Raw genomic sequence first — 24,548 nt, forward strand, 5'->3', positions numbered from 1 at the left:
GGACCCAAGAAAAGGATCAATTTAAAAGAGTTAAAGGGGACCAGAGAAAGATTTTCTTGTATCAGCCCGGGGGACAGGATATAATAAAGGGGTGAAAAAAGGAGAGGATTTGAATGAACCCAAAAATCAAGGACCAAATTGCCTTAATTGGTTGCCCGTTGGATATGGGGGCCAGTTTAAGGGGAGGTCGTTTGGGGCCGGAAGCGGTTCGCTTGGCTGGCCTAGAGGATAGATTGAAAAAAATTGGCTACCGGGTAACAGACCATGGGGATGTGGAGGTCCACAATGGCTACGGCCACCAAAGGGCCCAGGATAATTTAAACCACCTAACCATGGTCAAGGAAGCCAATGAGCATTTATATGAAAAGGTGGATCAAGTTTTGGATGAAGGGGCCCTTCCCTTGGTTTTGGGTGGGGACCACTCCATTGCCATGGGGACCATTAAGGCTTCTTTAAACCACTATCCGGACCTGGGGGTCTTGTGGTTTGATGCTCATGGAGACATTAACACGGATAAAACATCGCCTTCGGGAAATATTCATGGGATGCCGGTGGCGGCCTTGATGGGCTACGGGGCTTCCCAGTTGGTGGACCTGGGGCAAAGGGACCATCTTTTGAAGAAGGAAAACTTGGTCTATATCGGGTCCCGGGACCTGGACCAAGGGGAGCGGAAAATCATTCGGGACATGGGAATCAAGGTCTTTACCATGCATGAAGTGGATGCTCTGGGGGCCCAAGAGGTGATCCGGGAGGCCCTGGATTATTTGACGGCCAGGACGGACCACATCCATGTAAGTTTTGACATGGATGTTTTGGATCCCCAAGTGGCACCGGGAACGGGGACCAAGGTTCCGGGAGGCATGGCCTACCGGGAAGGCCACCTTTGTTTGGAATGTGTGGCCCAAACGGGCCGGCTGGTTTCTTGTGAATTTGTAGAGATCAACCCCATTTTAGACCACGAGAATATGACGTCCCAAACGGCTGTGTCTTTGGCCGGGTCTCTCTTGGGGGAATGGTTGATTTAAATTTTATAGACTTAGACGTGGAAAGAGGGGCTTGGCCCTTCTTTTTTTGTCTTTAGGTCGGGCTAAAATTTGCCGACTTTTTTCTATTTTCCTTCATATTAAAGGGTCTTATTTTGCACAAAGATATGGACCTTTTCAGTCCACTTGTGCTATGATGGGTTTACACAAAAAAAACAGTATATTTTAAATATTTGATAGAAAAGAGGATAGACATGTTTCATATGGGACTCGATGTTGGGTCAACAACGGTGAAGGTTGTCGTTCTCAACGAAAAAAATCAGCGGATTTATGAGTGCTACCAAAGGCACTTTTCAGATATCCACCAAACCATTGGGGAAATTTTTAAGGACTGCCAAGACCGGATCAAGGACCAGCCCTTTAGCCTGGCTGTAACGGGTAGTGGGGGTCTGTCTGTCCACAAGGATTTGGGGGCGGACTTTGTCCAAGAGGTCATGGCTGGAAAGATGGCTATTGACGCCTTGATTCCCCAAACGGATGTGGCCATTGAACTGGGAGGCGAGGACTCCAAGATCACCTATCTCAAGGGCAGTATTGAGCAAAGGATGAATAGTATTTGCGCCGGAGGAACCGGGGCCTTTATCGACCAGATGGCTTCTCTTTTGGAAACCGACGCCCAAGGCCTCAACCAAAGGGCCAAGAACCACACCAGACTCTACCCCATCGCCTCCCGGTGCGGGGTTTTTGCCAAGACGGACATCCAGGCCCTGATTAACCAGGGGGCTTCCAAGGACGACATTGCAGCCAGTGTCTTCCAATCTGTCGTCAACCAAACTATTTCCAACCTGGCCTGTGGTCGGCCCATCCGGGGAAAGATTGCCTTTTTAGGGGGACCTTTGACCTTTCTGGACCAATTGCGGGACCGCTTTATTGAAACTTTAGACTTGAAGGAAGATGAGATTATTGTACCGGACCGGGGAGAGCTTTTTGTGGCTACCGGGGCGGCCCTGGCTTCGAAGGAGTCTTCAACCACCACCATGGACCAGCTTTTGGACAAGCTGGCCCATCCCCAAGCCAGCCAGGAAAGGGAAAAGCAAATTCTCCAACCCCTGTTTGAAAGTCAAGAAGAATTAAACCAATTCCGGCAAGACCACAAGAGCAAGGACCTGGCCCAAGGGTCTCTCAGGGGCTACCATGGCAGGATCTACCTGGGTATTGACTCAGGATCTACCACCTCCAAGGTCCTGGCCCTGTCCCAAGACCGGGAAGTCCTCTTTGAATTTTACGGGTCCAACAAGGGCCGGCCCATTGATGTGGTAAGAGAGCAACTTTTGAAAATCTACCAGGACAAGGAAGAGGACGCCGTCATTGCCTGTGTAGGAGTTACAGGTTATGGGGAGGATTTTTTAAAGGCGGCCTTCCACCTGGACTTCGGGGAAGTTGAAACCATTGCCCACTATCAAGCGGCCAAGTTCTATGACCCGGATGTGGACTTTATCCTGGACATTGGGGGCCAGGACATGAAGTCCATGAAGATTGAAGATGATACTATTTCTTCCATCCTCTTAAACGAAGCCTGTTCCTCTGGCTGTGGGTCCTTCCTGGAGGCCTTTGCCTCTACGGTGAATATGAGTCCGGAGGAATTTGCCCAAGCAGCCCTTTTGGCCAAGGAGCCTGTGGACCTGGGGAGCCGGTGTACGGTTTTTATGAACTCCAATGTCAAGCAGGCCCAAAAGGAAGGGGCCCAAATTGGGGACATTGCAGCTGGCCTGTCCTATTCTGTGATCCGCAATGCCATCCAAAAGGTTATTAAGATTCGGGACCCCAAGGACCTGGGCCGGCATATTGTGGTCCAAGGGGGGACCTTTTATTCCGATGCAGTTTTACGGGCCTTTGAACGGATTGCCGGGGTCCAGGTTACAAGACCTGGCCTCAGTGGCTTGATGGGGGCCCTGGGCATGGCCCTTATGGCCCAAGACCAGGGCTTGGAAAAATCCTCTATCCTGTCCCAAGAGGACTTGGAAAATTTCTCCTACAAGTCTCGAACAGCCCACTGTAACCAATGCAGCAACCAATGCGCCCTGGCGGTGAATATCTTCAACAACGGGGACCGCTACATTTCCGGCAACCGTTGCGAACGAGGGGCCGGGATCCACAAGGAGAGCCTGGACCTGCCCAACATCTATGAATACAAGTACCGCCGCCTGTTTTCCTACAAGCCCTTGGAGGAAGACCAGGCTAAACGGGGGTCCATTGGCCTGCCTCGGGTTCTCAACATGTACGAGAACTATCCCTTCTGGTTCACCTTTTTAACTGAGCTGGGCTACCGGGTGGTCCTGTCTCCGGAATCCAACCGGACCCTCTATGAAAAGGGCCTGGAAACCATCCCTTCAGAAACGGCCTGTTACCCGGCCAAGATGGTCCATGGTCACATTGAAAGTTTGATTGAAATGGGCCTAAAGACCATTTTCTATCCCAGTGTCTTTTATGAAAAAAGAGAATACCAAGACGCCAGCAACCACTTGAATTGTCCTGTTGTTGCCGGCTATTCCGAAGTCATTAAAAATAATGTTGACGCCTTGAAGGAAGAAAGGGTGACCTTTATCAACCCCTTCCTTTCCCTAGATGCGGAAAAAACTTTGAAAAAACGTCTGGCGGAAGTCTTTAAGGACATTCCCAAGGATGAAATCAACCGGGCTGTGGACAAGGCCTATGAGGAAAGGGTCCGCTACCATGAGGACATCAAGGCGGAGGGGCAAAGGGCCCTGGACTTTATGGAGGCCCACCAAGTCAAGGGGATTGTCCTGGCTGGACGGCCCTACCATGTGGACCCGGAAATCAACCACGGTATTGCAGAACTCATTAATTCTCTAGGCATGGTGGTTTTAAGTGAAGACTCCATTGCCCAAGACATGGTTCTAGGAGGGTCACTCCGGGTCCTGGACCAATGGACCTACCATGGTCGCCTCTACCGGGCCGCCAAGTTTGTTGGCAGCCATGACCAGGTGGAAATGGTCCAATTAAATTCCTTTGGTTGCGGCCTGGATGCCGTTACCACAGACCAGGTCCAAGAAATTTTAAAGGCCCACCACAAGATTTTTACCGTCATTAAAATTGATGAGGTCAACAATCTGGGTGCCATTAAGATCCGTCTCCGGTCCTTGATGGAGGCCACAAAAGACGGCAAACACTTTGACCCGGACACTCCCTATATCAATGAAGTGGTGGAATTTACCAAGGAAGACGCCAAGACCCACACCATCCTGGTGCCCCAAATGGCCCCCCTCCACTTTAAGCTCCTGGAGCCCATTTTTAAAGAAACTGGCTACAACTTCCAAGTTTTGGATACAGTGACCAGCCAGGCTGTCCAAGAGGGGCTCAAGTATGTCAACAACGACGCCTGCTATCCATCCATGTATGTGGTGGGGCAATTTATGGAAGCGGTGAAAAGTGGCAAGTACGACACCCACCACCTGACCCTTTTAATGAGCCAAACTGGCGGGGCCTGCCGGGCCTCCAACTATGTGGGCTTTATCCGCAAGGCCTTGAAGGAAGCTGGCTATGGCCATGTTCCCGTCTTGGCCGTGAGCTTTCAAGGCATTGAAGAACATGAGGGCTTTCATTTAAACACCGGCAACCTTATGAAATTGGCCCCCAAGGCCATGAATGCCTTGCTCTATGGGGACCTTTTGATGCGGATGTCCAATGCCACCAGGCCCTATGAAGTGGTCAAGGGGTCGACGGACCGGCTGGTGGACCAATGGCTGGACCGTTTGGTCAAGAAGCAAAACTACTGGGCCTTTAAAAGGGATATCCATGACATGGTCCGGGACTTCCAAACTATAGAAATTCAAGAAGTCAAAAAGCCCCGGGTGGGCATTGTGGGAGAAATTCTAGTCAAATACCTCCCAGCGGCCAACAACTTCCTCCAAGAAAAATTGGAAAAAGAGGGGGCGGAAGTTGTGGTGCCAGACCTTATGGACTTTATGCTCTACAGCTTTAAAAATGCCAAACTCAAGGCCGACAAGCTAGGGGAAAACCACTGGGTACCCTATTTTACCGAGATGGCCATTTCCCATATTGAGTTTATGCGCAAGATCATTTGCAAGGAGCTGGAGGGAACCCGCTTCCAAAAGCCCGTGAAGCTGGACCAGCTTATGGACTATGCTAGGGACTTTGTCAGCCTGGGTAACCAGTATGGAGAGGGTTGGCTCTTGACGGCGGAAATGGTGGAATTGATCCAGTCTGGCGTGGAAAATATCGTCTGTGTCCAACCCTTTGGTTGCCTGCCCAACCACATTACAGGCAAGGGAGTCATCAAGGCCATTCGGGAAAAATACCCCAAGGCCAATATCATCCCCTTGGACTACGACGCTTCGGCTTCATCTGTCAACCAATTCAACCGGATCCAATTGATGCTGGCCCAAGCAGAGAAAAATTTATAGGATAAAAAGTTAGATTATGGAATACAGTGAACCCCAAAATCTGCACTGACCCCCAAAAGTTGGACCAAGAAATCCAACCTTTGGGGGTCTTTTAATGGCAAAATACAGTTACGAATTGAAGAAGAAAATCGTCGAGGAGTACTTGTGTGGTAAAACAAGTTATCAAGCCTTAGCAATGAAATACCAAATCGAGAAGTCCGTTCTCAGGCTATGGATTAGCAATTACAAAAATTATGGCGATGAAGGCTTAATGCGCTCTAGAAATAATCGTGCGTATAGTGTAGAGTTTAAGTTAGAAGCCATTACACGCTATGAAACGAGCGAATGCAGCTACCGACAACTTGCCCTCGAACTCGGTTTGACGAATCCGTCCATGATTGTCAATTGGCGAAGACAGTACCGAGAGAAGGGCATCGAGGGGCTGCTCCCGCACAAGCGAGGGAGACCTGTGACAAAGAAAAATGACCACAACCAACCACCAAAAACTGTAAAGAAAAGCGAATCTATCGACGCCTCCACACGCGAAGCATTGGAAAATCGCATCAAAGAATTAGAGACAGAAAATCGGAAACTTACCATTCAAAAGATGTTCTGGGAACAGCTCAGGAGTTTGGAGAAAGAAGAAGCAATGAACAAAAGGCGAAGATTGTCTCCAAACTCCGAGAACAATTCCAACTAACAGAGATTCTTGCCGCCATCCATTTCCCAAAGTCCACCTTTATGTATTGGCAGAAAAAATGGTCCGAAGAAGACAAGAATCAATCCTTAAAAGACGAAATCCTTGCCATTCGGAGCCAACACAAAGACTATGGTTATCGCCGCATTCATCTGGAATTAAAGAACCAGGGTCGGGTGGTGAACAAAAAGAAAGTACAACGACTAGTTCAAATCATGGGCCTTCAAGTCCACTCCTATGGCAGGAAATACAAAAAATACAACTCCTACAAAGGAGTCGTGGGCAAAATCAAGAAGAACCGAATCAACCGCCGGTTCAATACCTGCATCCCCTTGCAAAAAATCACCACCGACACCACGGAATTCAAATACTATGAAGAAGATAAGACCGGGAAACTTCAAACAAAGAAACTCTATCTCGATCCCTACATGGACATGTACAACCTGGAAATCATCAGTTACGTCCTATCCGATCAGCCCAATGGAGTCACCATGCTGCAAGGTTTAGAAGTAGCCATTGAGCGAACAAAGGCCTGTCCTTATCGACGGACCTTTCACTCCGATCGTGGTTGGGGATACCAAATGACCACATACCAAGCCATGTTAGAAAAACATCATATTTTCCAAAGTATGTCAAGAAAAGGCAACTGCTATGACAATGCACCTATGGAAAACTTCTTTAGCTTATTGAAAAGAGAAATCTACTATGGCCACAATTACCGTAGTCGTAAAGAACTGGTGCAGGCAATTGAGCAATATATCCGTTATTACAACGAAGATCGAATCAAAGAAAAGTTAGGAGGTCTAAGTCCAAAACAATACCGTGAACGCATGCAATCCGCATAGAACGAATATTATGTAAAAACAAAATCGAGCAAGCGAAATGCTTACTCGATTAGGTCCAACTTTATGGGGTCACTCTAATCCGAATAAACGGATGGAGGGGTTTTTCTGTACAATAGCTGGATATGGCAATATTTTGCATAAATTTATCAAAGTTTTATTATAGATTACAAAAAATAAAAAACGTATAATGAAAGGAGATAAATGATACCTAGTATCAAAAATGAAAGGAGTACAAGTGTGAAGAAAAAATATTTAGCTATTGGATTACTGACAACTTCTCTTTTGCTGACAAATAATGTTATGGCCAAAACGGACATACAAGGAGGGGCATATACAAGTCAAACAGCTTTAAGTAAGGAAGAAACCACAAAGCAGACAAACTTTACTTTTGATAAGGAGCTACATAAAATTACAAAATACTCGGGTAGGGATAAAAATGTAGTTATACCAAAAGAAATTGATGGAGTGGCGGTTGAGCACATAGGGGATGGAGCGTTTGATGGGAATAGCTTTTCGATCAGCGTGACCATTCCTGAGGGCATAAAAACCATAGGAGAAAGAGCTTTTGCAGACACTATCTTGAAGGAGATAAGCTTGCCTAGCAGCTTAAGTAAAATAGAAAAAGATGCATTTAAAGAAAATTCAAAGTTGACAAAAGTAATCATTTCTGACAATGTGAGAGAAATACCAGAAAATGCCTTTGCAGATTGTTATGTGCTAAAAGAGCTTAAACTGCCTGAGAAGTTAGAGAAAATAAACAAAGGGGCATTTAAGAATTGTAAGGCCTTAGAAAAAATTTCTATTCCTGGACAAGTTCGGGAAATAAATGAGTCTGCATTTAAAGGTTGTAAAAAGTTAACATCAATTGTGGTTGAGAAAGAAGAAAATTCTATTCCAGGCTCCCCATGGGGAGCTCAGGATACAGTAAAAATACAATGGAAACAAAAAGAAAATACAGGTGGAGTAACAAGCAAAGACTTTCAAGTAGATGAGGCAACAGGAACATTAACAAAATATACTGGGAAAGCTGAATCTGTTACAGTCCCAAGCGAAATCAATGGGGTAAAAATTGTAAAAATTGGGGAAGGTGCTTTTGAAGAATTGTTTTATTTAAAGCATGTTGTTCTTCCAGATGGAATCACAGAGCTGGCAGACAGTGCCTTTGATAATGATCAGTTTTTAGAAAGTATTAAACTTCCAGATACGATTACAAAAATAGGAAATAATGTTTTTGATGATTGTAGCCGGTTAAAGGACATTAATATGCCCAAAAACTTAAAGGAAATTGGAGACTATGCCTTTGCTGAGTGTGCTTTTGAATCCGTTGTCATTCCAGATACAGTAACAAAAATTGGGGCATCTGCCTTTGCTGATGCTGTAAACTTGAAAAAGGTGGTACTTTCCAAGAATATAGAAGTTTTGGAAGAGCGGGTATTAAATTCCAGCCATATAGAAGAGATTGTAATTCCTGACAAGGTAACCCATATTAAGGCCCGGGCCTTTGCCAATGCAAGAAATTTAAAAAAGATTACTTGGCCTAAAAATCTAAAATATGTGGGAAATGTGGCCTTTGGTAATACTAAAATAGAAGAAATTGTCCTGCCGAACGGAATAAAAGAGCTAGATGGATATGCCTTCGGCTACATGGCGAAATTAAAAAAAGTTTTTATTCCAGCAAGTATTGAAAAAATTTCTCCAGGAGCCTTTGAATTGTCAACAGGCTTGAAAGAAATTCATATTGCAAGGACAAAGGATGCAATTAAGGGGGCTCCATGGGGAGAAAATGAAGCGAAGGTATTTTGGGAAGGTGTTGAGAAACCGGAAACCCCCGACACTCCTAAAAAACCGGAAACACCCAAAGAGCCTGAGGGAAGTAGACCCAGCTCTTCAACAAATAGGAAGAAGAACTACAACACTTTTTATCGTTCTAGCTCCAAAAAAGAAAATGATAAGACAAGCAAATATAGTCGAGATGTTCGATTTATTATAGGTAAAAATACTTTTACAGTTATTAAAAATGGCAAGGAAGAGACTATTTTTATGGATGTAAGCCCATTTGTTGAAAATAATCGGACCATGTTGCCATTAAGATTTATTGCTGAATCTCTAGGGATGGAAGTTAAATGGGATCAAGAAAAACAAACAGCACATTTTTCTAAAGACGGAAGAACAGCGTCTATTTATATCTATGACAACAAGATTGCTTTATCCAACGGAGAAACAGTTCCTATGGATGCAAATCCAACAATTAAGAAGAATAGAATTTTTGTATCTCTAACGAATATATCTAAAGTCTTTAATATAAGTAATGGGAATACAAAAGATGGCACAGACCAAGATATTGAATGGAATCCTGAAGACAATAGTATAAGCATAAAATTAAAGTAAACTTTTATTCATAAGTTATTGAGTAAAGCATAAAAAAGCTTGCTGAAGGGAAGAACCCTTTCGGCAAGCTTTTTCTTTATAGGTCGGCTAAAATTTTTGCCCATTCTCCCCGGCTAATGGGGGCTTGGGGGTGGAAGAAGTTGTTTAGGTCTCCCACCATGTAGCCTTCCAAACGCATGACATGGACGGCTTTACGGGCCCAAGGACTAATGTCTTTTTCATCCTGGTAGGCCTTGGCTTTTTTATCTTGGTGGAGGTTACCTAAAAGGTCGGTATACTGGTAGAGGATTTGGGCCAATTCTTCCCGGCTGATGGGGTCTTGACCATGGAAGGCTCCATCTGGGTAGCCGGCAACAAGATTATGGCAAACAGCCCAGTCTAAAGCCTCTTTATAGGAATCTTCCGGAGAAACATCGGTAAATTTTTTAGGGCCCTTTATTTCCAAGTCCAGGCCAGAAATTTTGGCGTGGTTGTAGAGACTTTGGACCAGGTCTGCCCGGCTTAGGGGACGGTTTGGGAAAAACTGACTGGAATCTTTCTCTGGCATTAGGGCTTTCTTTTCTACTTGGGCAATGTACTTGTTGGCCCAATGACCTTGACAATCGGAATAGGAAGAGCGGATTTCTTTTCCGATGACTCTTCGGATGAAGGCGATGAGGTCTTTGTCAGAGGTGAAAACCCGGGTCTCTTTATCCTTGTAGAAGGTGTAGTGATAAAGGTTGTCTTCCAAGAGGGGTTTGTCGTCATAGAGGAAGAGTTGAGCTGGACCATCTTTTCCTGCAAATTCCAGCAATAAGGTTTCTTCATCTGGCATAGAGGCTAGGGCTTCTTCAGGGCCGACTTCTTTTAGGAAGGACAAGAGGTAGGTGATTTGCTTTTTTTCCTGGGGACTTGCCTTGTGAAGTAGGGTTTTTTCTACCTGGTCATCATAGGTGTAAATACTTAGATTTTCAAAAGAGTAGGGATTTTTTTGAAAATCAAGTGTGTAAGACTCGGCTTGGCTGGTAGAGGGATGGCAGGCTACAAGGAAGAGGATTAGACAAAAAACGAAAGAAAATTTTTTCATAACTAGCTCCTTTTATTTTTCCAGGGGGCCGAACTCGTCTTTATAGTCCAAGACGCCCCCTATATTGTAGGCTTGCTGGTAGCCTTGGGACCGTAAGTAGTCACAGGCTTGGCCGGACCGGGCTCCGGACCGGCAGTAGACCAAGAGGACATGGTCTTTTTCAAAGGCTCCATCCTGGACGCTTTGGACAAGGGATGTCAGGGGGTAAAGCTCCGCTTGGGGCAGGTGGCCTTCTTGAAATTCATCTTTTTCTCGGACGTCAATAAGCCGGACTTGACCCGGAGATTCTTTAAATTTTTTTAGGCCTTGGGCAAAAGTAATCCGCATAAATCCTCCTTTATGGTTTTACAATGTCTTTCTTACCCCTATTATAGCATAGGCAGGGATAAAAAAACTCTCCCGGATGATTTCCGAGAGAGTTGAAGGATTTTATTTTGCCTTGGCATCCTTGGGCAGGATCAAGTTTAACAAGATACCTACGACGGCAGACAGGGCTGTACCGGAAAGGTTGGCCAGCTGGCTGATGGGGTAGACGGCACCCCCAAGACCCAAGACCATCATGGCCGAGGCGATGATGAGGTTTCTTTGGGAAGAAAAGTCCACCTGGTTGTCAATAAGGACCCGGAGGCCGTTGGAGGCAATGGCCCCATAGAGTAAAAGGCTCATTCCCCCTAAGACGGGTTCGGGGATGGACATGATGACGGCTTGGACCGGGGCAAAGAAACTCAGGATGATGGCAATAATGGCAGCTCCTGAAATAACGCTGGTGGAGGCCACACCTGTCAGGGAAACAACCCCTGTGTTTTCTCCATAGGTGGTGTTGGCTGGACCTCCCAAAAAGGCCGATACGGCTGTTGCCAACCCATCACCGGCAATGGTCTTGGACAGGCCAGGGTCTTTTAAAAAGTTGCGGCCACAAATCTTACTTAGGACCGTGTGGTCGCCAATGTGTTCAGATAAGGTCACAAAGGCTACAGGGAGAATGGCCAGGGCCTCGGGGCCAAAGTAAAAGTTGTAGCGGTTAAAGTGACGGGTTGCAAAGGGCAGGTAGAAGTCCGGCAGGTGGAAGATGCCCTTTTGGAAGGTCTCTATAATGCCGGAGTAGTCCACTAGGTGGAGGACCATGGAAAAAACATAGCCAAAGCATATTCCTATAAGGAAGGGGATGATTTTAAAGACCCCCTTGGCCTTGGTGGAAACGAAGGCTGTAACCAAAAAGGTCACTACAGCCACTAGCATGTGGATAGGGTCTCCACCGGCGATAAATCCAGCTTGCTTGACAGCTGTAGGAGAAAGACCTAGACCAATGACGATGATCATGGGGCCAATGACAATGGGGGGCAGGAGCTTGTCCAGCCAGCCTGTGCCGGTGAAGTGGAGGATAAAGGCCACCAGGAGGTAGATACAACCGATGAGGATGATGCCTGTTTGCGAGGCATCAACAGACCCGCCCATGGCCTTCATGGCATATTGCATGGCGGCTATGTAGGCAAAAGAAGATCCCAGGTAGACAGGAACCTTAAACCGGGTCAGGACTTGGTAGATGAGGGTTCCCAGGCCGCTGCAAAAAAGAGCGACAGAAACTGGCAGACCCACTACCAGGGGAACGAGGATTGTGGCTCCAAACATGGCGAAGACGTGTTGGAAGCTCAAGAGGACCGACTTACCCAAGGGGGGTCTTTGGTCGACATTGTACAAGAGATTTGATTGCATAATTCACCTTCCTGGATAGAAAATTTAGGATTGGAAGGGGGTCTTTTTTGCCCTTCCATAACAAAAAAATACTATCATATTTACTGGGGCTTTTCAATAAGTGGGGGGTCATATTTCTTGTTGTTCTGACGGTTTCTTGGTATAATAAAAAGAGTGTAAACATGGAGGGAGTTGAATACCATGGAGACAGAAGTACTACAATTAAAAAGCCCCACAGATCCAGAGGTCATTGAAAAGGGGGCCATGATTATAAAAAACGGAGGCCTGGTGGCCTTTCCGACAGAAACAGTTTACGGCCTAGGGGCCAACGGCTTGGACCCCAAGGCTGTGGCTAAAATTTATGAAGCCAAGGGACGGCCCAGCGACAATCCTATGATTTTACATATTTCCAGCCAGGAAATGTTGGAGGAATTGGTCCGGGAAATTCCCAATCAGGCCCGGGACTGTATGGATATGTTTTGGCCGGGGCCCCTGACCATGATTTTTTACAAGAAGGACCTGATTCCAGACAAGGTCTGTGCAGGTTTGGACACTGTGGCCATCCGGATGCCCTCGGACCCCTTTGCCCGGGCCTTGATCCAGGCTTCGGGAGTGCCTATTGCGGCTCCTTCGGCCAATACATCTGGCAGGCCTTCTCCCACCAAGGCAGCCCATGTCTTGGAAGATATGGCCGGAAAGATTGAACTCATTGTGGATGGGGGGCCAACCCAAGTGGGGATTGAGTCTACGGTTTTGGATATGACAGTGGACCCGCCCATGCTTTTGCGTCCCGGGGGTGTGACCCTGGAGGATTTAAAGGAACTCTTGGGGGATGTAGATGTGGACCCGGCCCTTTTAGGGGGCAAGCCCAAGGAGGTCCTCCATCCCAAGAGTCCGGGGCAAAAGTACAAGCACTATGCCCCCAAGGCAGACTGCCTGCTCTTTGCCGGGAACTTGAAAAATGTAGCCAAGGAAGTCAACAAGAGGATCAAGGAAAATCCCAACAAGAAGATTGCTGTTTTGGCCACGGAAGAAACCATGGACCTCTATACAGAGAAGCCCTACCTCTTGATTAACATGGGGTCTAGGGAACATATGGAAGAAATTGCCCACAATATTTTTAACTCCTTGAGGGAGTGTGACGAAGAGGACGTGGACCTGATTTTTGTGGAAGGTTTTTCCTTCCAGGGCATGGGCCAGGGAATCATGAACCGTCTCTTAAAGGCTTGTGGGGGAAAGGTGGTTTTGGGTCTTTGAACATCCTATATATCTGTGCAGGAAACACCTGCCGCAGCCCTATGGCCCAATACTATAGCCAGGGGGCCTTTCCCGGAGATAATTTTCGCTCTCGGGGCCTCTATGGGTCCGGGGGGCCTATGAGTCCTGGAGCCTTGGAGGTCTTGGACCAAGATGGTCTTGACGGCCGGGGCCATGTAAGTCAGACCCTGCAAGAGGAGGACCTGGCCTGGGCAGATTGGATTGTCCCCATGACCCGGGACATCCAAGACCAGATAAGGGGCCTTGGTGGGAACAAGGTCTTTGGATTTTGGGACCAGGGAGGCAGTGAAATTCCCGACCCCTATGGGGGAGATGGGACCGTCTACCAAATTACTTATGATCTATTAAAGAAAAACATCCATTTAATGATGGAGACTTTGGAGGGATAAAATGCAAATAGCTTGTGGAGCAGACCACGGCGGCGTGGACTTAAAAGACCAGCTGGTGGCCTATTTGAAAGAAGAGGGATACCAGGTCTTGGACCTGGGGACCCATGGACATGAAAGTGTGGACTATCCTCAGTACGGCCAGGCAGTGGCTGAAAAGGTAGCTAAAAAAGAAGCAGACTTCGGCCTTTGTGTTTGTGGTAGTGGCATTGGAATTTCCATTGCAGCCAACAAGGTCAAGGGCGTCCGTTGTGTCCGGGCCCACGATCCCTATTCAGCGGAAATGAGCCGCCGCCACAACAACTGCAATGTTATTGGCATGGGGGGCCGGTTTGTTGGCCTGGACATGGCCAAAAAATGTCTGAAGGTTTTTTTAGAAACAGAATTTGAAGGGGGCCGCCACCAAAGACGGGTTGGCCAATTGGAAAGAGAAGAAAAAGATAGGGGAGAATGCCATGAGTAAACTTATTATTACAGACCATCCATTGATTCAACACAAGATCACCTTGATGCGCAAGACCGATACATCCAGTATGCAGTTCCGTCAATTGGCCACAGAAGTTGCCACCTTGATGGGCTATGAAGTCACCCGGACCCTGCAAACCCGGGAAATTGAAGTGGAAACCCCCATGGAAAAAACCACTGGAGTGGAAATTTCTGGGAAAAAAGTGGTTTTAGTACCTATTTTAAGGGCCGGCCTGGGTATGGTAGACGGATTTTCTCAATTAATGCCTGGAGCCCGGGTGGGCCACATTGGTCTTTACCGGGACCCTGAAACTTTAAAACCTGTGGAATACTATTGTAAGATGCCGGGAGAATTGAAAAATCGCCAAGTCATCCTTTTGGACCCCATGTTGGCCACAGGAGGCAGCCTGACAGATGCCGCCACCCTCTTAAAGGAAAGGGGAGCCGACCACATCCAAGCTGTATGTTTGATTGGTGCCCCGGAAGGGGTAGAGGCCTTCCAAAAGGCCCATCCAGACATTGACCTCTACCTGGGCCACCTGGACCGGCAATTAAATGACCACGGCTACATCCTGCCGGGTCTGGGAGATGCCGGGGACCGCTTGTTTGGTACCAAGTAAGAGATGGTAGACATGTTGACGATTAAGGGCTTTTTTCTGGCGGGGCTTGTGAGTTTTATCTTGACCCCCTTTGTCCGGAGGCTCTGCTTGAAAATGGACTGGATGGACGTGCCCAAGGATGCAAGGCGGGTCCACAAAAAACCCATCCCCCGGATTGGGGGGATTGCCATCTACCTGGCTTTTTTGCTGGCTATGTTGGTTTATTGTCCCCTGAACCGGGAATCCATTGGCCTTTTAGTGGGGGCCAGTGTCATTGTCCTATCAGGCTTTATTGACGACACCAAGGGCTTGACCCCCCGGGGCAAGTTAATCTTCCAAGCCCTGGCAGCCCTTTGCCTGGTTTGGGGTGGGTCTTCCATTGAGTTTTTCACCAACCCCACACCGGGGCATGAGTTGGTTTACCTGGGCTATTTGGGCATCCCCCTGACTATTTTTTGGGTGGCGGGGATTACCAACAGCATCAACCTCATTGACGGCTTAGACGGCCTGGCTTCGGGAGTTACTATGATCAGTGCCATCTCCCTCTTATTTATCGCCCAACGCTACCAACAAACCCAGGTGGTGGTTGTGGCAGCTATTTTGGCCGGGGCCTGTTTGGGATTTTTATTTTTCAACTTCAACCCAGCCTCGATTTTTATGGGGGACACCGGGGCCCTCTTACTGGGCTTTGTCCTGAGCTATATCTCCATTGAGGGGGTTATGAAGTCTGTGGCGGCCATTGCCATCTTCCTACCGGTCATCATCCTGGGGGTGCCGATTTTTGACACCACCTTTGCCATGTTGCGGAGGGCCATTTCAGGCAGGGGGATTATGAGTGCCGACAAGGGCCACCTCCACCACAGGCTCCTAAACAAGGGCCTGTCTCAAAGGGAAACCGTGGCGGTCCTATACCTAATCAGCATCCTGTTTGGAATCCTGGCCAACATCGTCAGTCGCTTGCCGGCCAAGGATGCCATGACGGTTTGTGTGATTATTATTGTTTTGGTTTTCTTGCTGGCCAGTCTTTTCGGCATGTTTAGCAGCAAGGGAACCCAGGAATAGAGGAGGCGAGCATGAAAGTCTTAGTTGTCTTTGGAACTAGACCCGAGGCCATTAAAATGGCGCCCATTGTCAAGGAAATGCAAAAACGGACAGACTTTGACCCCGTCATTGCCGTAACGGGTCAGCACCGGGAAATGCTGGACCAGGTTTTGGAAATTTTTCAAATCCAACCGGATTATGATTTAAACATCTTCAAGGCCGGACAAAGTCTGACCTATATCACCACCGGGGCCCTGGAGGGCCTGGAGGGGATTATTAAAAAGGAAAGGCCTGACTGCCTTTTGATCCAAGGAGATACCACCACAGTCTTTTCTGGAGCCCTGGCAGCCTTTTACCAGGAGGTCAAGGTGGGTCATGTAGAGGCGGGTCTAAGGTCCCACAACCTCTATTCTCCCTATCCAGAAGAAGCCAACCGCCGCCTGGTTAGCGTCTTGAGCCACTGGCACTTTACCCCTACGGAAAAGAACCGGGACAACCTCTTAAGAGAAGGGGTGGACCTGGCAAGGATCTACTTAACAGGCAATACGGTTATTGATGCCTTAAAGTACACAGTCCAAAAGGACTACCAATTTGAAGAAAGTCTTTTAAATGGTCTGGACTATGAAAACAAGAAGGTCATCCTCTTAACTACCCACCGGAGGGAAAATATCGGCCAGCCCATGAAGAATATCTTTTCCGCCATCCGCCGGATTGTGGATGAAAATCCCCAGGTGGAAGTGGTCTTTCCAAGACATAAAAACCCCAAGGTCCGGGAACTTTCAGACCCCTACTTCCAGGGCCACGACCGGATCCACTGCACAGAGCCCTTGGACTACCTACCCTTTACCAACCTTATGAGCCGGGTCCACTTTGTGGTGACAGACTCAGGGGGAATTCAAGAAGAGGCTCCAGCTCTAGGAAAACCCGTCTTGGTGGTTCGTAGAGAAACCGAAAGACCAGAAGGGGTGGAAGCTGGAACAGCCCGCTTGGTGGGAACGGAAGAAGAAAGCCTCTACCAGGCCTGTCAAGAACTCTTGACCCAGCCCCAGGCCTATGAAGCCATGGCCAAGGCTGTCAACCCCTATGGGGACGGCCATGCAGCAAAAAAAATCTGCGACGCCCTGGTGGGGGAAAAATAAAGGCTCTTTGTCAAATGTTGGGGTGAGATTCATTCTCGCCCCTTTCTTATGCTCGAAAGACCATTAAAATGCGACTCTTAAAGTTCTCAAAATTCCGATACCCATAGGAAACCCGTTTAATCACTTTGATTTTGTTGTTAAAGCCTTCTGTTTGTCCATTGGTGATGCCTGTGGAAAAGGCGTTTAGGATTTCTTCTTTCCAGTTTTCATAGGCCCGAATACTGGCTTTAAATTCCTTTAATCCACTTTCTTTAGCAACCCACAGCCACTTGTCTAAGGCCTGTCTTGCTTCTTCTTTGCTGGAGGCAGCTAAGACGTCATAAAAGCGTTCTTTTAAGAGATAAGCTTCTTTGATTTCCTTGTCTTGCCAAAGCATTAGCTCCAATTTTTCTTTTTCTTCGGGGCTTAGCCGACTGCCTTTTTTCCGTAGGATGGACTTGGACCGTTTAAAGTAGAGACGATACTTTGCATCCCTTGCCTTTTGTCGTGTCTTGCGGACATTCTCTAAGGCCCAAAAGACTTGTCTTGCAAAATGAAACTTATCCGCAATGAAGGTTGCCTGAGGGAAGAATTCCTTTAAGACGGCGTAGAAAAGATGACTCATATCCATAACCACATACTTCACCCTTCTTCGTTCTTCCTTGGAAAAAGAAGAAAAGTAGTCCATTAAAGCCTTTTTTCGTCGAGAGGGTAAAATATCCAGTACCTGGTGATGGATTGGATCCACTAAAATACATTGGTATTTATCCCCACCAGCATTTCCCTTAAACTCATCCATACTTAAGACCCGAGGAAGATTTGGCCGCCTCCTTGGAGCCAACTTTAGATAGCTTGTGAGACAAGAGGAAGATAAACCCAAGTCCTTGGCAATAGAAGATAAAGACCGGACCTGTTTTAATTGGTCTTGGATAAAGAAGTGGAGATCCTTAGTCCGTCTAGAATAAGGAGCTAAGAAATCCAAAGACTCATAAAAACGCTTCTGACAATGAGGACAAACAAAGCGCTTCTTCCGAAGAAAAAGAAAGACCTTCCGCAAGCCAATGGGCGTATGTTGGATCCTTTGCAGACGATAATCATGGATGCGAGAGGTCTTATGCCCACAAACAGGACAAAGTCCCTCCTTGTATAAAGAATGGAGTTTTACATCAATGTGATCATCAAAAGAGACCACCTCGTCAATAGAGACACCTTTTAAATTCAATAGATTTGTGTTAGTATAGTTTTGCACTTATCTCACCCTTTCATTTTGTTGTGGTAACTTTATTGTAAAGGAAAAAAGAGATAAGTGCATTTTTTATGGCAAAAAATAAATGTTGGAGTCTAGGGGGACCCCAACATTTATTATAGAACCAAAATAAAGAAGAAAAAGCCATGGACAAGGACCGGAAGGGTCACAGGGTCCGTGGCTTTTTATGACTTTTGGCCCGAAAAAAAGAATAAAAAAAGTCTTGACAAAGAAAGAAAAGGGGGGTATAGTAAGTTTAATTCAATAAAAACTGCTGAAAAAAGTGTTGATTAGAAAATAGTAGCTATCGGCTTAGTTTTGTAGAGAGTCAAGGGTTGGTGAAACTTGATAGGCGGCTGTTAGTGAATGGGTCTATGAATGCGAGGCGAATAAAAAGTAGCTGAGACGGTTCTCCCGTTATCGAGATAGGATATGAATGTATCCGATAGAGTTTCTATAGGAATATAGATAAGTAGGATGGCACCGCGAATATACCATTTGCTCCTAGGTTTGGGAGGCAGATGGTTTTTTTAATTTAAACACCTTTTTCACACGAAATGAAAAGGAGAAAAAATGAAAACAAAAAATTTAAGTTTAGCAGCAGTATTATTAGCCATTGGAACCATGTTACACTTCCTGCCAGGTTTTGTCTTCGGTATGAAGCCGGACTTTTTGCTGGTGACCATGTTTATGGCCATCTATCTCAATAAAAAACCCGGGTCTGTCGTGGCCATCTCCCTATGTGCCGGGGTCCTGGCAGCCCTTACAACCACCTTCCCCGGAGGGCAAATCCCCTCTATCTTGGACAAGCTGGTATCGGGCATGACCTTTTATCTCATGGTCCAAGGACTTAAAAAGCCAAGTTTTCTAGTGGTGGGCATCCTAACAGGGGTCAATACTGTGGTTTCTGGCCTGGTCTTCCTAGTGTCGGCCCTCTTTTTAGCCGGCCTGCCTGCTGGGGCAAGTCTAGGGACCTTGATTTTGGCTGTAGTCCTTCCAACAGCCCTGATCAGTACCTTCTTTGGAGGAATCCTCTATAGACTTTTGGAAAGGTTGAATGTGGCCAGAGCCTAAGAAAAGCGGTAGTCTTACCGCTTTTTTTCTACTATTTTCTTAAGTTTGCCCTTAATTTCGCCTATTTATTTATTATAAAAGGAGAATGTGGTACACTTAGGAGTAGATAAATTTAGGAGAGATGAAATGATTGAATTAAAAGATGTGGTATTTTCCTATCCTCGAACCGGCGATGAGCCTAGCAAAAAGACCATCGACCACCTAACTTTCGAGGTGAAAAAGGGAGAGTTTCTTGCTATACTTGGCCATAACGGGAGCGGAAAGTCCACTTTAGCAAAATTATTAAACGGGTTACTTTTACCGGAGTCCGGACAAGTAATCATTGATGGGATGACCACATCCAGGGAAGAAGACCTATGGAAGATCCGGTCCAAGGCGGGCCTGGTTTTTCAAAATCCTGACAATCAAATTGTTGCCACCATTGTGGAAGAAGACGTGGCCTTTGGGGCGGAAAACTTAGGTGTCCCCAAGGAAGAACTTAGGCAGAGGGTGGACCATGCCCTGGAAACAGTGGGCATGTTGGACTACAAGCGCCATGCCCCCCACCTCTTGTCTGGGGGACAAAAGCAAAGGGTGGCCATAGCGGGTATTTTAGCCATGGAACCGGACATTGTGATTTTTGATGAGCCTACGGCCATGCTGGACCCCAAGGGGCGGAAGGAAGTTATTGATACCATTCAAAAACTCCATGCCCAAAAAAAGACCATTCTTTTAATTACCCACTTTATGGAAGAGGCGGCCCTGGCTGACCGGCTCATTGTTATGGAAAAGGGCAAGCTGATTCTGGACGGCCAACCTCGGGAGGTCTTTTCCCAGGTGGAAGAAATGCAGCGCATCGGCCTGGACGTTCCCCAAGTGACGGAACTGGCCCACAGGTTAAAGCAGGACGGCTTTGCCATTGACGACAAGGTATTAACGGTAAAGGAGCTGGTTGACCAATTATGTCTATCTTAGAAGTAAAAAACCTATCCCACACCTACAGCCCCAATACCCCCTTTGCCAAGGAGGCCCTAAGGGATATTAACCTGTCTATTGACCGGGGAGACTTTGTGGGCATTGTAGGCCATACAGGGTCAGGAAAGTCCACCCTGGTCCAATGTTTAAATGGACTGATTATCCCCAGGGAAGGGGACGTCTTGGTGGATGGGGTTTCCCTGAAAAAAACTAAAAACCTCAAGGACATCCGGAAAAGAGTGGGGATGGTTTTTCAATATCCGGAATACCAACTTTTTGAAGAAACCGTGGCCAAGGACATTGCCTTTGGCCCTAAAAATTTGGGTCTATCTGCAGATGAGGTCAAGGAAAGGGTGGAAGAGGCCCTGGACCGGGTCCAATTGAGCCAAGACTTAAAAGACCGGTCTCCCTTTGAACTGTCAGGAGGGCAAAAACGCCGGGTGGCCATTGCAGGCATCTTGGCCATGAAGCCCAGTGTCTTGATCTTGGATGAGCCAACTGCTGGTCTGGACCCCCATGGTCGGGATGAGATTTTATCAGAAATTAACCATCTCTACCAAGAGGGAGATATGACCATTTTAATGGTGAGCCACAGCATGGAAGAAGTGGCCAAGCTGGCTCGGAGGATGATTGTTATGAACCACGGGCAAGTGGCCATGGATGGGACTCCGCGAGAACTTTTTGTCCAAGGGAAAAAGCTGGAAGACTTAAGTCTAACCACCCCCCAAGTCACCAAGGTCATGGAAGAACTCAAGTCTAGGGGGGCTGATGTGGCTACAGATGCCATTACCCTGGATGAAGCCTATAGGGAAATTAAAAACTACCTAAAGGAGGTGGGCCATGCTTAAAGATATTACCATTGGCCAATACTATCCGGCAGACACCCCGGTCCACAGGCTGGACCCCAGGATGAAGATTATCCTGGTCTTCCTCTACATCGTGGCCGTATTTTTTGTCAACTCCTACCTGCCCTTTGGTCTTTTGGCCCTCTACCTACTTTTGGTTATCCGGGTTTCTAAGATCCCCCTGGGCATGATTTTAAGAGGCCTAAAGCCCCTGCGTTTTATCTTGATCATCACCTTTGTCATCAACCTCTTCTTTACACCAGGGGAAAATCTTTGGTCCTATGGATTTTTAAAGATCTCCCAAGAAGGGGTCCACCAGGCAATTTTTATGGCCATCCGCCTGGTTCTTTTGGTGGTGGGCACCAGCCTCTTGACCCTAACCACCTCTCCCATCGAATTAACCGATGGCATTGAAAAACTCCTAAGCCCCTTGAGGGTCATCGGGGTGCCGGCCCATGAACTGGCCATGATGATGACCATTGCCCTGCGCTTTATCCCCACCCTAATTGATGAAACCGACAAGATTATGAAGGCTCAAATGGCCCGAGGAGCCGACTTTGAATCTGGCAATGTTCTAAGTCGGGCCAAAAACCTGGTCCCCCTTTTGGTGCCCTTGTTTGTCAATGCCCTGCGTCGGGCGGAAGAATTGGCCAATGCCATGGAGTCCAGGTGCTATCGAGGCGGCGACCACCGGACCAAGCTCAATGAATTGGAATTCCAAGCCAGCGACTTTATCATTAGCGGGGTCAACTTGGTCTTTTTCATCATGGTTTCGGCCTACCGCTACCTGGTCTAATGGAAAGAAATTTGAAACTAACCGTGGCCTATGACGGGACCAACTACCACGGTTACCAGGATCAACCGGGCTTAAAGACCGTAGAGGGCAGGCTCAAGGAGGCCCTGGAGGCCACCTTTTTACAAGAAATTGACTTGAAATCTGCCGGCCGGACCGACAAGGGGGTCCATAGCCAGGGCCAGGTGGTGAATTTCAAGGTGGACACCGGCATTGACCTGGGCAACCTGCCCCGGGTGGTAAACTTCAACCTGCCTCCCGACATTTCCGTCTTGGGAGTCCAAGTGGTGGACCAGGACTTCCATGCCCGGTTTTCCGCCAAGGCCAAACTCTACCGCTATGTCATCTACAACGGCCGCTACCGCAACCCCCTCTATGAAAATAGGGCCTGCTTTGTCCACTTTCCCTTGGATGAAAAAAAGATGGAAGAGGCCCTAAAAGACCTGCCGGGTCTGAGAGACTTTGGAGTTTTTATGGGCCGGCATGCCGTGGTTAAGGATACCTATAGGAACCTCTACCGGGTAGATGTAAAGAGGAAAAAAGACTTAATTGTCGTCCACTTTTATGGCAAGAGCTTTTTAAAAAATATGATTCGGCGGATTATGGGCACCAGCATAGAAATTGGCCGGGGCCTCAAGGACACCAACACCCTAAAAAGGGCCCTGGAAAGCCAGGACAAGACCTACCTGGGCCCCACAGCCCCAGCAGAGGGTTTGTACTTGATGCGGGTGGACTATTAGGACTCTTTTAGGGTCCTTTTTTTTCTTAGAAAAGTAGACGCTAGAGGGCAAAAACCCTTGACAAGGGGAAAAAACTAGGCAAGAGCCAGAAAACAAGGTATAATGGAAAAAGAAAAGGAGGTAACCATGAAAATAATCCAATCCGTTACCAACCAACTAAAAAACACCAGGGTGAGCTTTCAACGCTTCCCCCTTTCCATGCTTTGCGCTCTTTTATTTGCCATAAGCACTATTTATATGAACCATATGGACAAGGATCCGGTCACTATTCTATCGGGCTTTTCTTCGGCCTTTAGTATGGTGATGGTCCTGGGGGTCTTTCTCTTTTTGGCGACAGACCTGATTCGAGATAGCTATGAGGCCAGCTGGATTAAAAGTCACGACAGTTTTAAAATGGTCCTGTATATTTTCGACCTGGCTATTTTGGCCAGTATGTATGTTACCATTAGGCCCTCTCTGGCTGCAGCTTCCTACGACTCCACCTGGTATCTCTATTTTGGAGTTTTGGTTGCCACTATGGTGGCCTGTACCTTCCTGGGGCGGCTACATAGTCCGGATAAGTTTGAACAATATGTGGGCCGGATTTTTCAAATTGAATCCATTGCCCTGGTCTATTCCATGGTCCTCTATGGGGGCCTGTCGGCAGTCTTGTTTGCCGTTGTCCACCTCTTGGGCATCAGCCTCTATGACGCCATTTATGTGGACCTCTTGATTCTTATTTTCGGGCCCTTCCAGGCCGGGGTCTTTTTGGCCGGTTTTCCAAAAAACCTATCCAATGACCCCAGTATCCAGGGGACGTCCTTTAAGGTCTTGATTCAAAAACTTCTGACGCCGCTTTTACTGGTCTATACGGCCATTCTCTACTTATATTTTATTAAGATGTTTATCAACCAGGAGATTCCCTCTAACTTGATCCGCAACCTCTTTATCTGGTATGGCATTGTTTCTGTGGCCTGTTTGTTTTTCCACTCTGCCTACCAGGAGGACATGACCAGCCGGGCCATGTTGCGTTTTTATCCTGCCCTGGTGGTTCCCAGTATTTTGGTTTATTTTTATGCCCTGGTTCTGAGAATCCAGGACGTGGGCTTTACAGAACCCAGGTATATGGGTCTGGTTTTTGGTATGTATGTCTTTATTTGCCTGGTTTACTTTATCTGGCGGAAGGGCCGGGACAACCGGGTCCTACCCATGATCCTGGTAATCTTTCTCTTGCTGGGGACCATTGGGCCCCAAGGAATGGTTTCTGTCAGTCGCCGGAGCCAAGAAAAGAGGCTGGAAGGCTATCTTTTGAAAAATGACATGCTGAAAAATGGGAAGATTGTGGCCAAGTCCAACATCAAGGAAGAGGACAAGGCCCAAATTAGCTCCATTGTCAGCTATCTTTTAAACACCTATGACTTAAAAGACTTAAAATATTTCCCCAAGGACTTTAGCCCCATGCGCTTTGAAGAGGTCTTTGGCTTCAACCAAGTTTCTGCAAAAGAGAGTGGGAGTGACAAGGCCAAGCCCGGCCTGTCCTATTTTGCCTTTGACCAACAAGAGGCCCTGGACATCCAAGGTTTTGACAGCTACTATGTCCTCCACTACAGCAATTCTGAAATGACCGGTGACGGGGACTACCGCTACTTTACCGTCAAGGGGTCCAATGGGGACCTGGTGATTTATAAAAAAGAAGGAACTGCGAGCCAGGAATTTATTCGGATTCCTGTTAGTGAAATCTTTAAAAAGGCCGAGGCTCTACAAAGTACCGGGTCTGTAACCAGCCCCAATGAATTTTCCTTTGAGGGCAAGTCCCTGGGTCAAAGATACCGCCTGGTGATTTCGGAGCTATCCACCGATGCCAGCCAACAAGACTACTATATCGGCATGATTCTCTTAACCCAAGGCAATAATGAATAGGAGCAAGAAAAAAAC

General features: G+C 47.2%; 21 protein-coding genes and 1 other annotated feature. Of the genes, 17 read left to right on the top strand and 4 right to left on the bottom strand.

The window, feature by feature from the left end; translation table 11 throughout:
* Positions 1–113 precede the first annotated feature (113 nt).
* The 5 genes from rocF (at position 114) to BQ7400_RS08550 (ending at position 9,337) form a co-directional block, all read left to right on the top strand.
* Positions 114–1,025 (top strand): arginase, encoded by a 912-nt coding sequence (rocF, locus tag BQ7400_RS08530; RefSeq protein WP_072470163.1) that lies wholly within the window; start codon positions 114–116, stop codon positions 1,023–1,025.
* A gap of 212 nt (positions 1,026–1,237) precedes the next feature.
* Entirely contained in the window at positions 1,238–5,428 is a 4,191-nt protein-coding gene (locus BQ7400_RS08535; protein WP_072470164.1) for an acyl-CoA dehydratase activase-related protein, read from the top strand.
* Positions 5,429–5,522: 94 nt separating this feature from the next.
* Complete coding sequence (locus BQ7400_RS10870; RefSeq protein WP_072469058.1) at positions 5,523–6,107, top strand: helix-turn-helix domain-containing protein; 585 nt, start codon at positions 5,523–5,525, stop codon at positions 6,105–6,107.
* Complete coding sequence (locus BQ7400_RS10360; protein ID WP_245759391.1) at positions 6,020–6,949, top strand: IS3 family transposase; 930 nt, start codon at positions 6,020–6,022, stop codon at positions 6,947–6,949. Before BQ7400_RS10870 ends, BQ7400_RS10360 begins: the two co-directional genes overlap by 88 nt.
* Positions 6,950–7,186: 237 nt before the next feature.
* The gene (locus BQ7400_RS08550) at positions 7,187–9,337 is read left to right on the top strand and encodes a leucine-rich repeat protein (RefSeq protein WP_072470165.1); all 2,151 of its coding nucleotides are present in this window, start codon (positions 7,187–7,189) and stop codon (positions 9,335–9,337) included.
* Between the two features lie 76 nt (positions 9,338–9,413).
* On the opposite strand, the gene BQ7400_RS08555 is transcribed toward BQ7400_RS08550, so the two are convergent.
* From BQ7400_RS08555 to BQ7400_RS08565, 3 genes are all read right to left on the bottom strand, one after another.
* A complete protein-coding gene (locus BQ7400_RS08555; protein WP_072470166.1) occupies positions 9,414–10,403 on the bottom strand; it encodes an S-layer homology domain-containing protein in 990 nt (329 codons plus the stop codon).
* 12 nt (positions 10,404–10,415) lie between these two features.
* The gene (locus tag BQ7400_RS08560) at positions 10,416–10,730 is read right to left on the bottom strand and encodes a rhodanese-like domain-containing protein (protein WP_072470167.1); all 315 of its coding nucleotides are present in this window, start codon (positions 10,728–10,730) and stop codon (positions 10,416–10,418) included.
* Positions 10,731–10,832: 102 nt separating this feature from the next.
* Complete coding sequence (locus tag BQ7400_RS08565; RefSeq protein ID WP_072470168.1) at positions 10,833–12,116, bottom strand: uracil-xanthine permease family protein; 1,284 nt, start codon at positions 12,114–12,116, stop codon at positions 10,833–10,835.
* Between the two features lie 180 nt (positions 12,117–12,296).
* Here BQ7400_RS08565 and BQ7400_RS08570 point away from each other — a divergent pair, with 180 nt between their 5' ends.
* From BQ7400_RS08570 to wecB, 6 genes are read left to right on the top strand one after another with little or no spacing between them, the layout of a single operon-like run.
* Positions 12,297–13,352, top strand: coding sequence for an L-threonylcarbamoyladenylate synthase (locus tag BQ7400_RS08570; protein ID WP_072470471.1), 1,056 nt, complete (start codon positions 12,297–12,299; stop codon positions 13,350–13,352).
* Positions 13,349–13,762 (top strand): arsenate reductase/protein-tyrosine-phosphatase family protein, encoded by a 414-nt coding sequence (locus tag BQ7400_RS08575; RefSeq protein WP_072470169.1) that lies wholly within the window; start codon positions 13,349–13,351, stop codon positions 13,760–13,762. Before BQ7400_RS08570 ends, BQ7400_RS08575 begins: the two co-directional genes overlap by 4 nt.
* A gap of 1 nt (position 13,763) precedes the next feature.
* Complete coding sequence (gene rpiB / locus BQ7400_RS08580) at positions 13,764–14,222, top strand: ribose 5-phosphate isomerase B (RefSeq protein ID WP_072470170.1); 459 nt, start codon at positions 13,764–13,766, stop codon at positions 14,220–14,222.
* Positions 14,215–14,844 (top strand): uracil phosphoribosyltransferase, encoded by a 630-nt coding sequence (gene upp, locus BQ7400_RS08585; RefSeq protein WP_072470171.1) that lies wholly within the window; start codon positions 14,215–14,217, stop codon positions 14,842–14,844. Before rpiB ends, upp begins: the two co-directional genes overlap by 8 nt.
* Before the next feature lie 12 nt (positions 14,845–14,856).
* Positions 14,857–15,885: a glycosyltransferase family 4 protein gene (locus BQ7400_RS08590; protein WP_072470172.1), complete on the top strand. Its 1,029-nt coding sequence runs from the start codon at positions 14,857–14,859 to the stop codon at positions 15,883–15,885.
* A gap of 11 nt (positions 15,886–15,896) precedes the next feature.
* Positions 15,897–17,003: a non-hydrolyzing UDP-N-acetylglucosamine 2-epimerase gene (gene wecB / locus BQ7400_RS08595; RefSeq protein WP_072470173.1), complete on the top strand. Its 1,107-nt coding sequence runs from the start codon at positions 15,897–15,899 to the stop codon at positions 17,001–17,003.
* A gap of 46 nt (positions 17,004–17,049) precedes the next feature.
* Here the strand turns inward: wecB and BQ7400_RS08600 are convergent, their stop codons facing one another.
* Positions 17,050–18,204 (bottom strand): ISL3 family transposase, encoded by a 1,155-nt coding sequence (locus BQ7400_RS08600; protein ID WP_180371973.1) that lies wholly within the window; start codon positions 18,202–18,204, stop codon positions 17,050–17,052.
* A gap of 301 nt (positions 18,205–18,505) precedes the next feature.
* Positions 18,506–18,737 (top strand) — a binding site (T-box leader).
* Positions 18,738–18,801: 64 nt separating this feature from the next.
* Here BQ7400_RS08600 and BQ7400_RS08605 point away from each other — a divergent pair.
* The 6 genes from BQ7400_RS08605 to BQ7400_RS08630 all read left to right on the top strand — a co-directional run bounded on the left by BQ7400_RS08605 (position 18,802) and on the right by BQ7400_RS08630 (position 24,533).
* Positions 18,802–19,302 carry a tryptophan transporter gene (locus BQ7400_RS08605; RefSeq protein WP_072470175.1) on the top strand — a complete coding sequence of 167 codons (501 nt, stop codon included), beginning with the start codon at positions 18,802–18,804 and terminating at the stop codon, positions 19,300–19,302.
* A gap of 126 nt (positions 19,303–19,428) precedes the next feature.
* A complete protein-coding gene (locus BQ7400_RS08610) occupies positions 19,429–20,256 on the top strand; it encodes an energy-coupling factor transporter ATPase (RefSeq protein WP_072470176.1) in 828 nt (275 codons plus the stop codon).
* Positions 20,244–21,104 (top strand): energy-coupling factor transporter ATPase, encoded by an 861-nt coding sequence (locus BQ7400_RS08615; RefSeq protein WP_072470177.1) that lies wholly within the window; start codon positions 20,244–20,246, stop codon positions 21,102–21,104. The genes BQ7400_RS08610 and BQ7400_RS08615 overlap by 13 nt, the downstream gene beginning before the upstream one ends.
* Complete coding sequence (locus BQ7400_RS08620) at positions 21,097–21,897, top strand: energy-coupling factor transporter transmembrane component T family protein (RefSeq protein ID WP_072470178.1); 801 nt, start codon at positions 21,097–21,099, stop codon at positions 21,895–21,897. The genes BQ7400_RS08615 and BQ7400_RS08620 overlap by 8 nt, the downstream gene beginning before the upstream one ends.
* Positions 21,897–22,634, top strand: coding sequence for a tRNA pseudouridine(38-40) synthase TruA (gene truA, locus BQ7400_RS08625; protein WP_072470179.1), 738 nt, complete (start codon positions 21,897–21,899; stop codon positions 22,632–22,634). The genes BQ7400_RS08620 and truA overlap by 1 nt, the downstream gene beginning before the upstream one ends.
* A 126-nt stretch (positions 22,635–22,760) precedes the next feature.
* Positions 22,761–24,533, top strand: coding sequence for a DUF4153 domain-containing protein (locus BQ7400_RS08630; RefSeq protein ID WP_072470180.1), 1,773 nt, complete (start codon positions 22,761–22,763; stop codon positions 24,531–24,533).
* Positions 24,534–24,548: the final 15 nt, after the last annotated feature.

Source organism: Urinicoccus massiliensis (assembly GCF_900120405.1).
Classification (GTDB): Bacteria; Bacillota; Clostridia; order Tissierellales; family Peptoniphilaceae; genus Urinicoccus; species Urinicoccus massiliensis.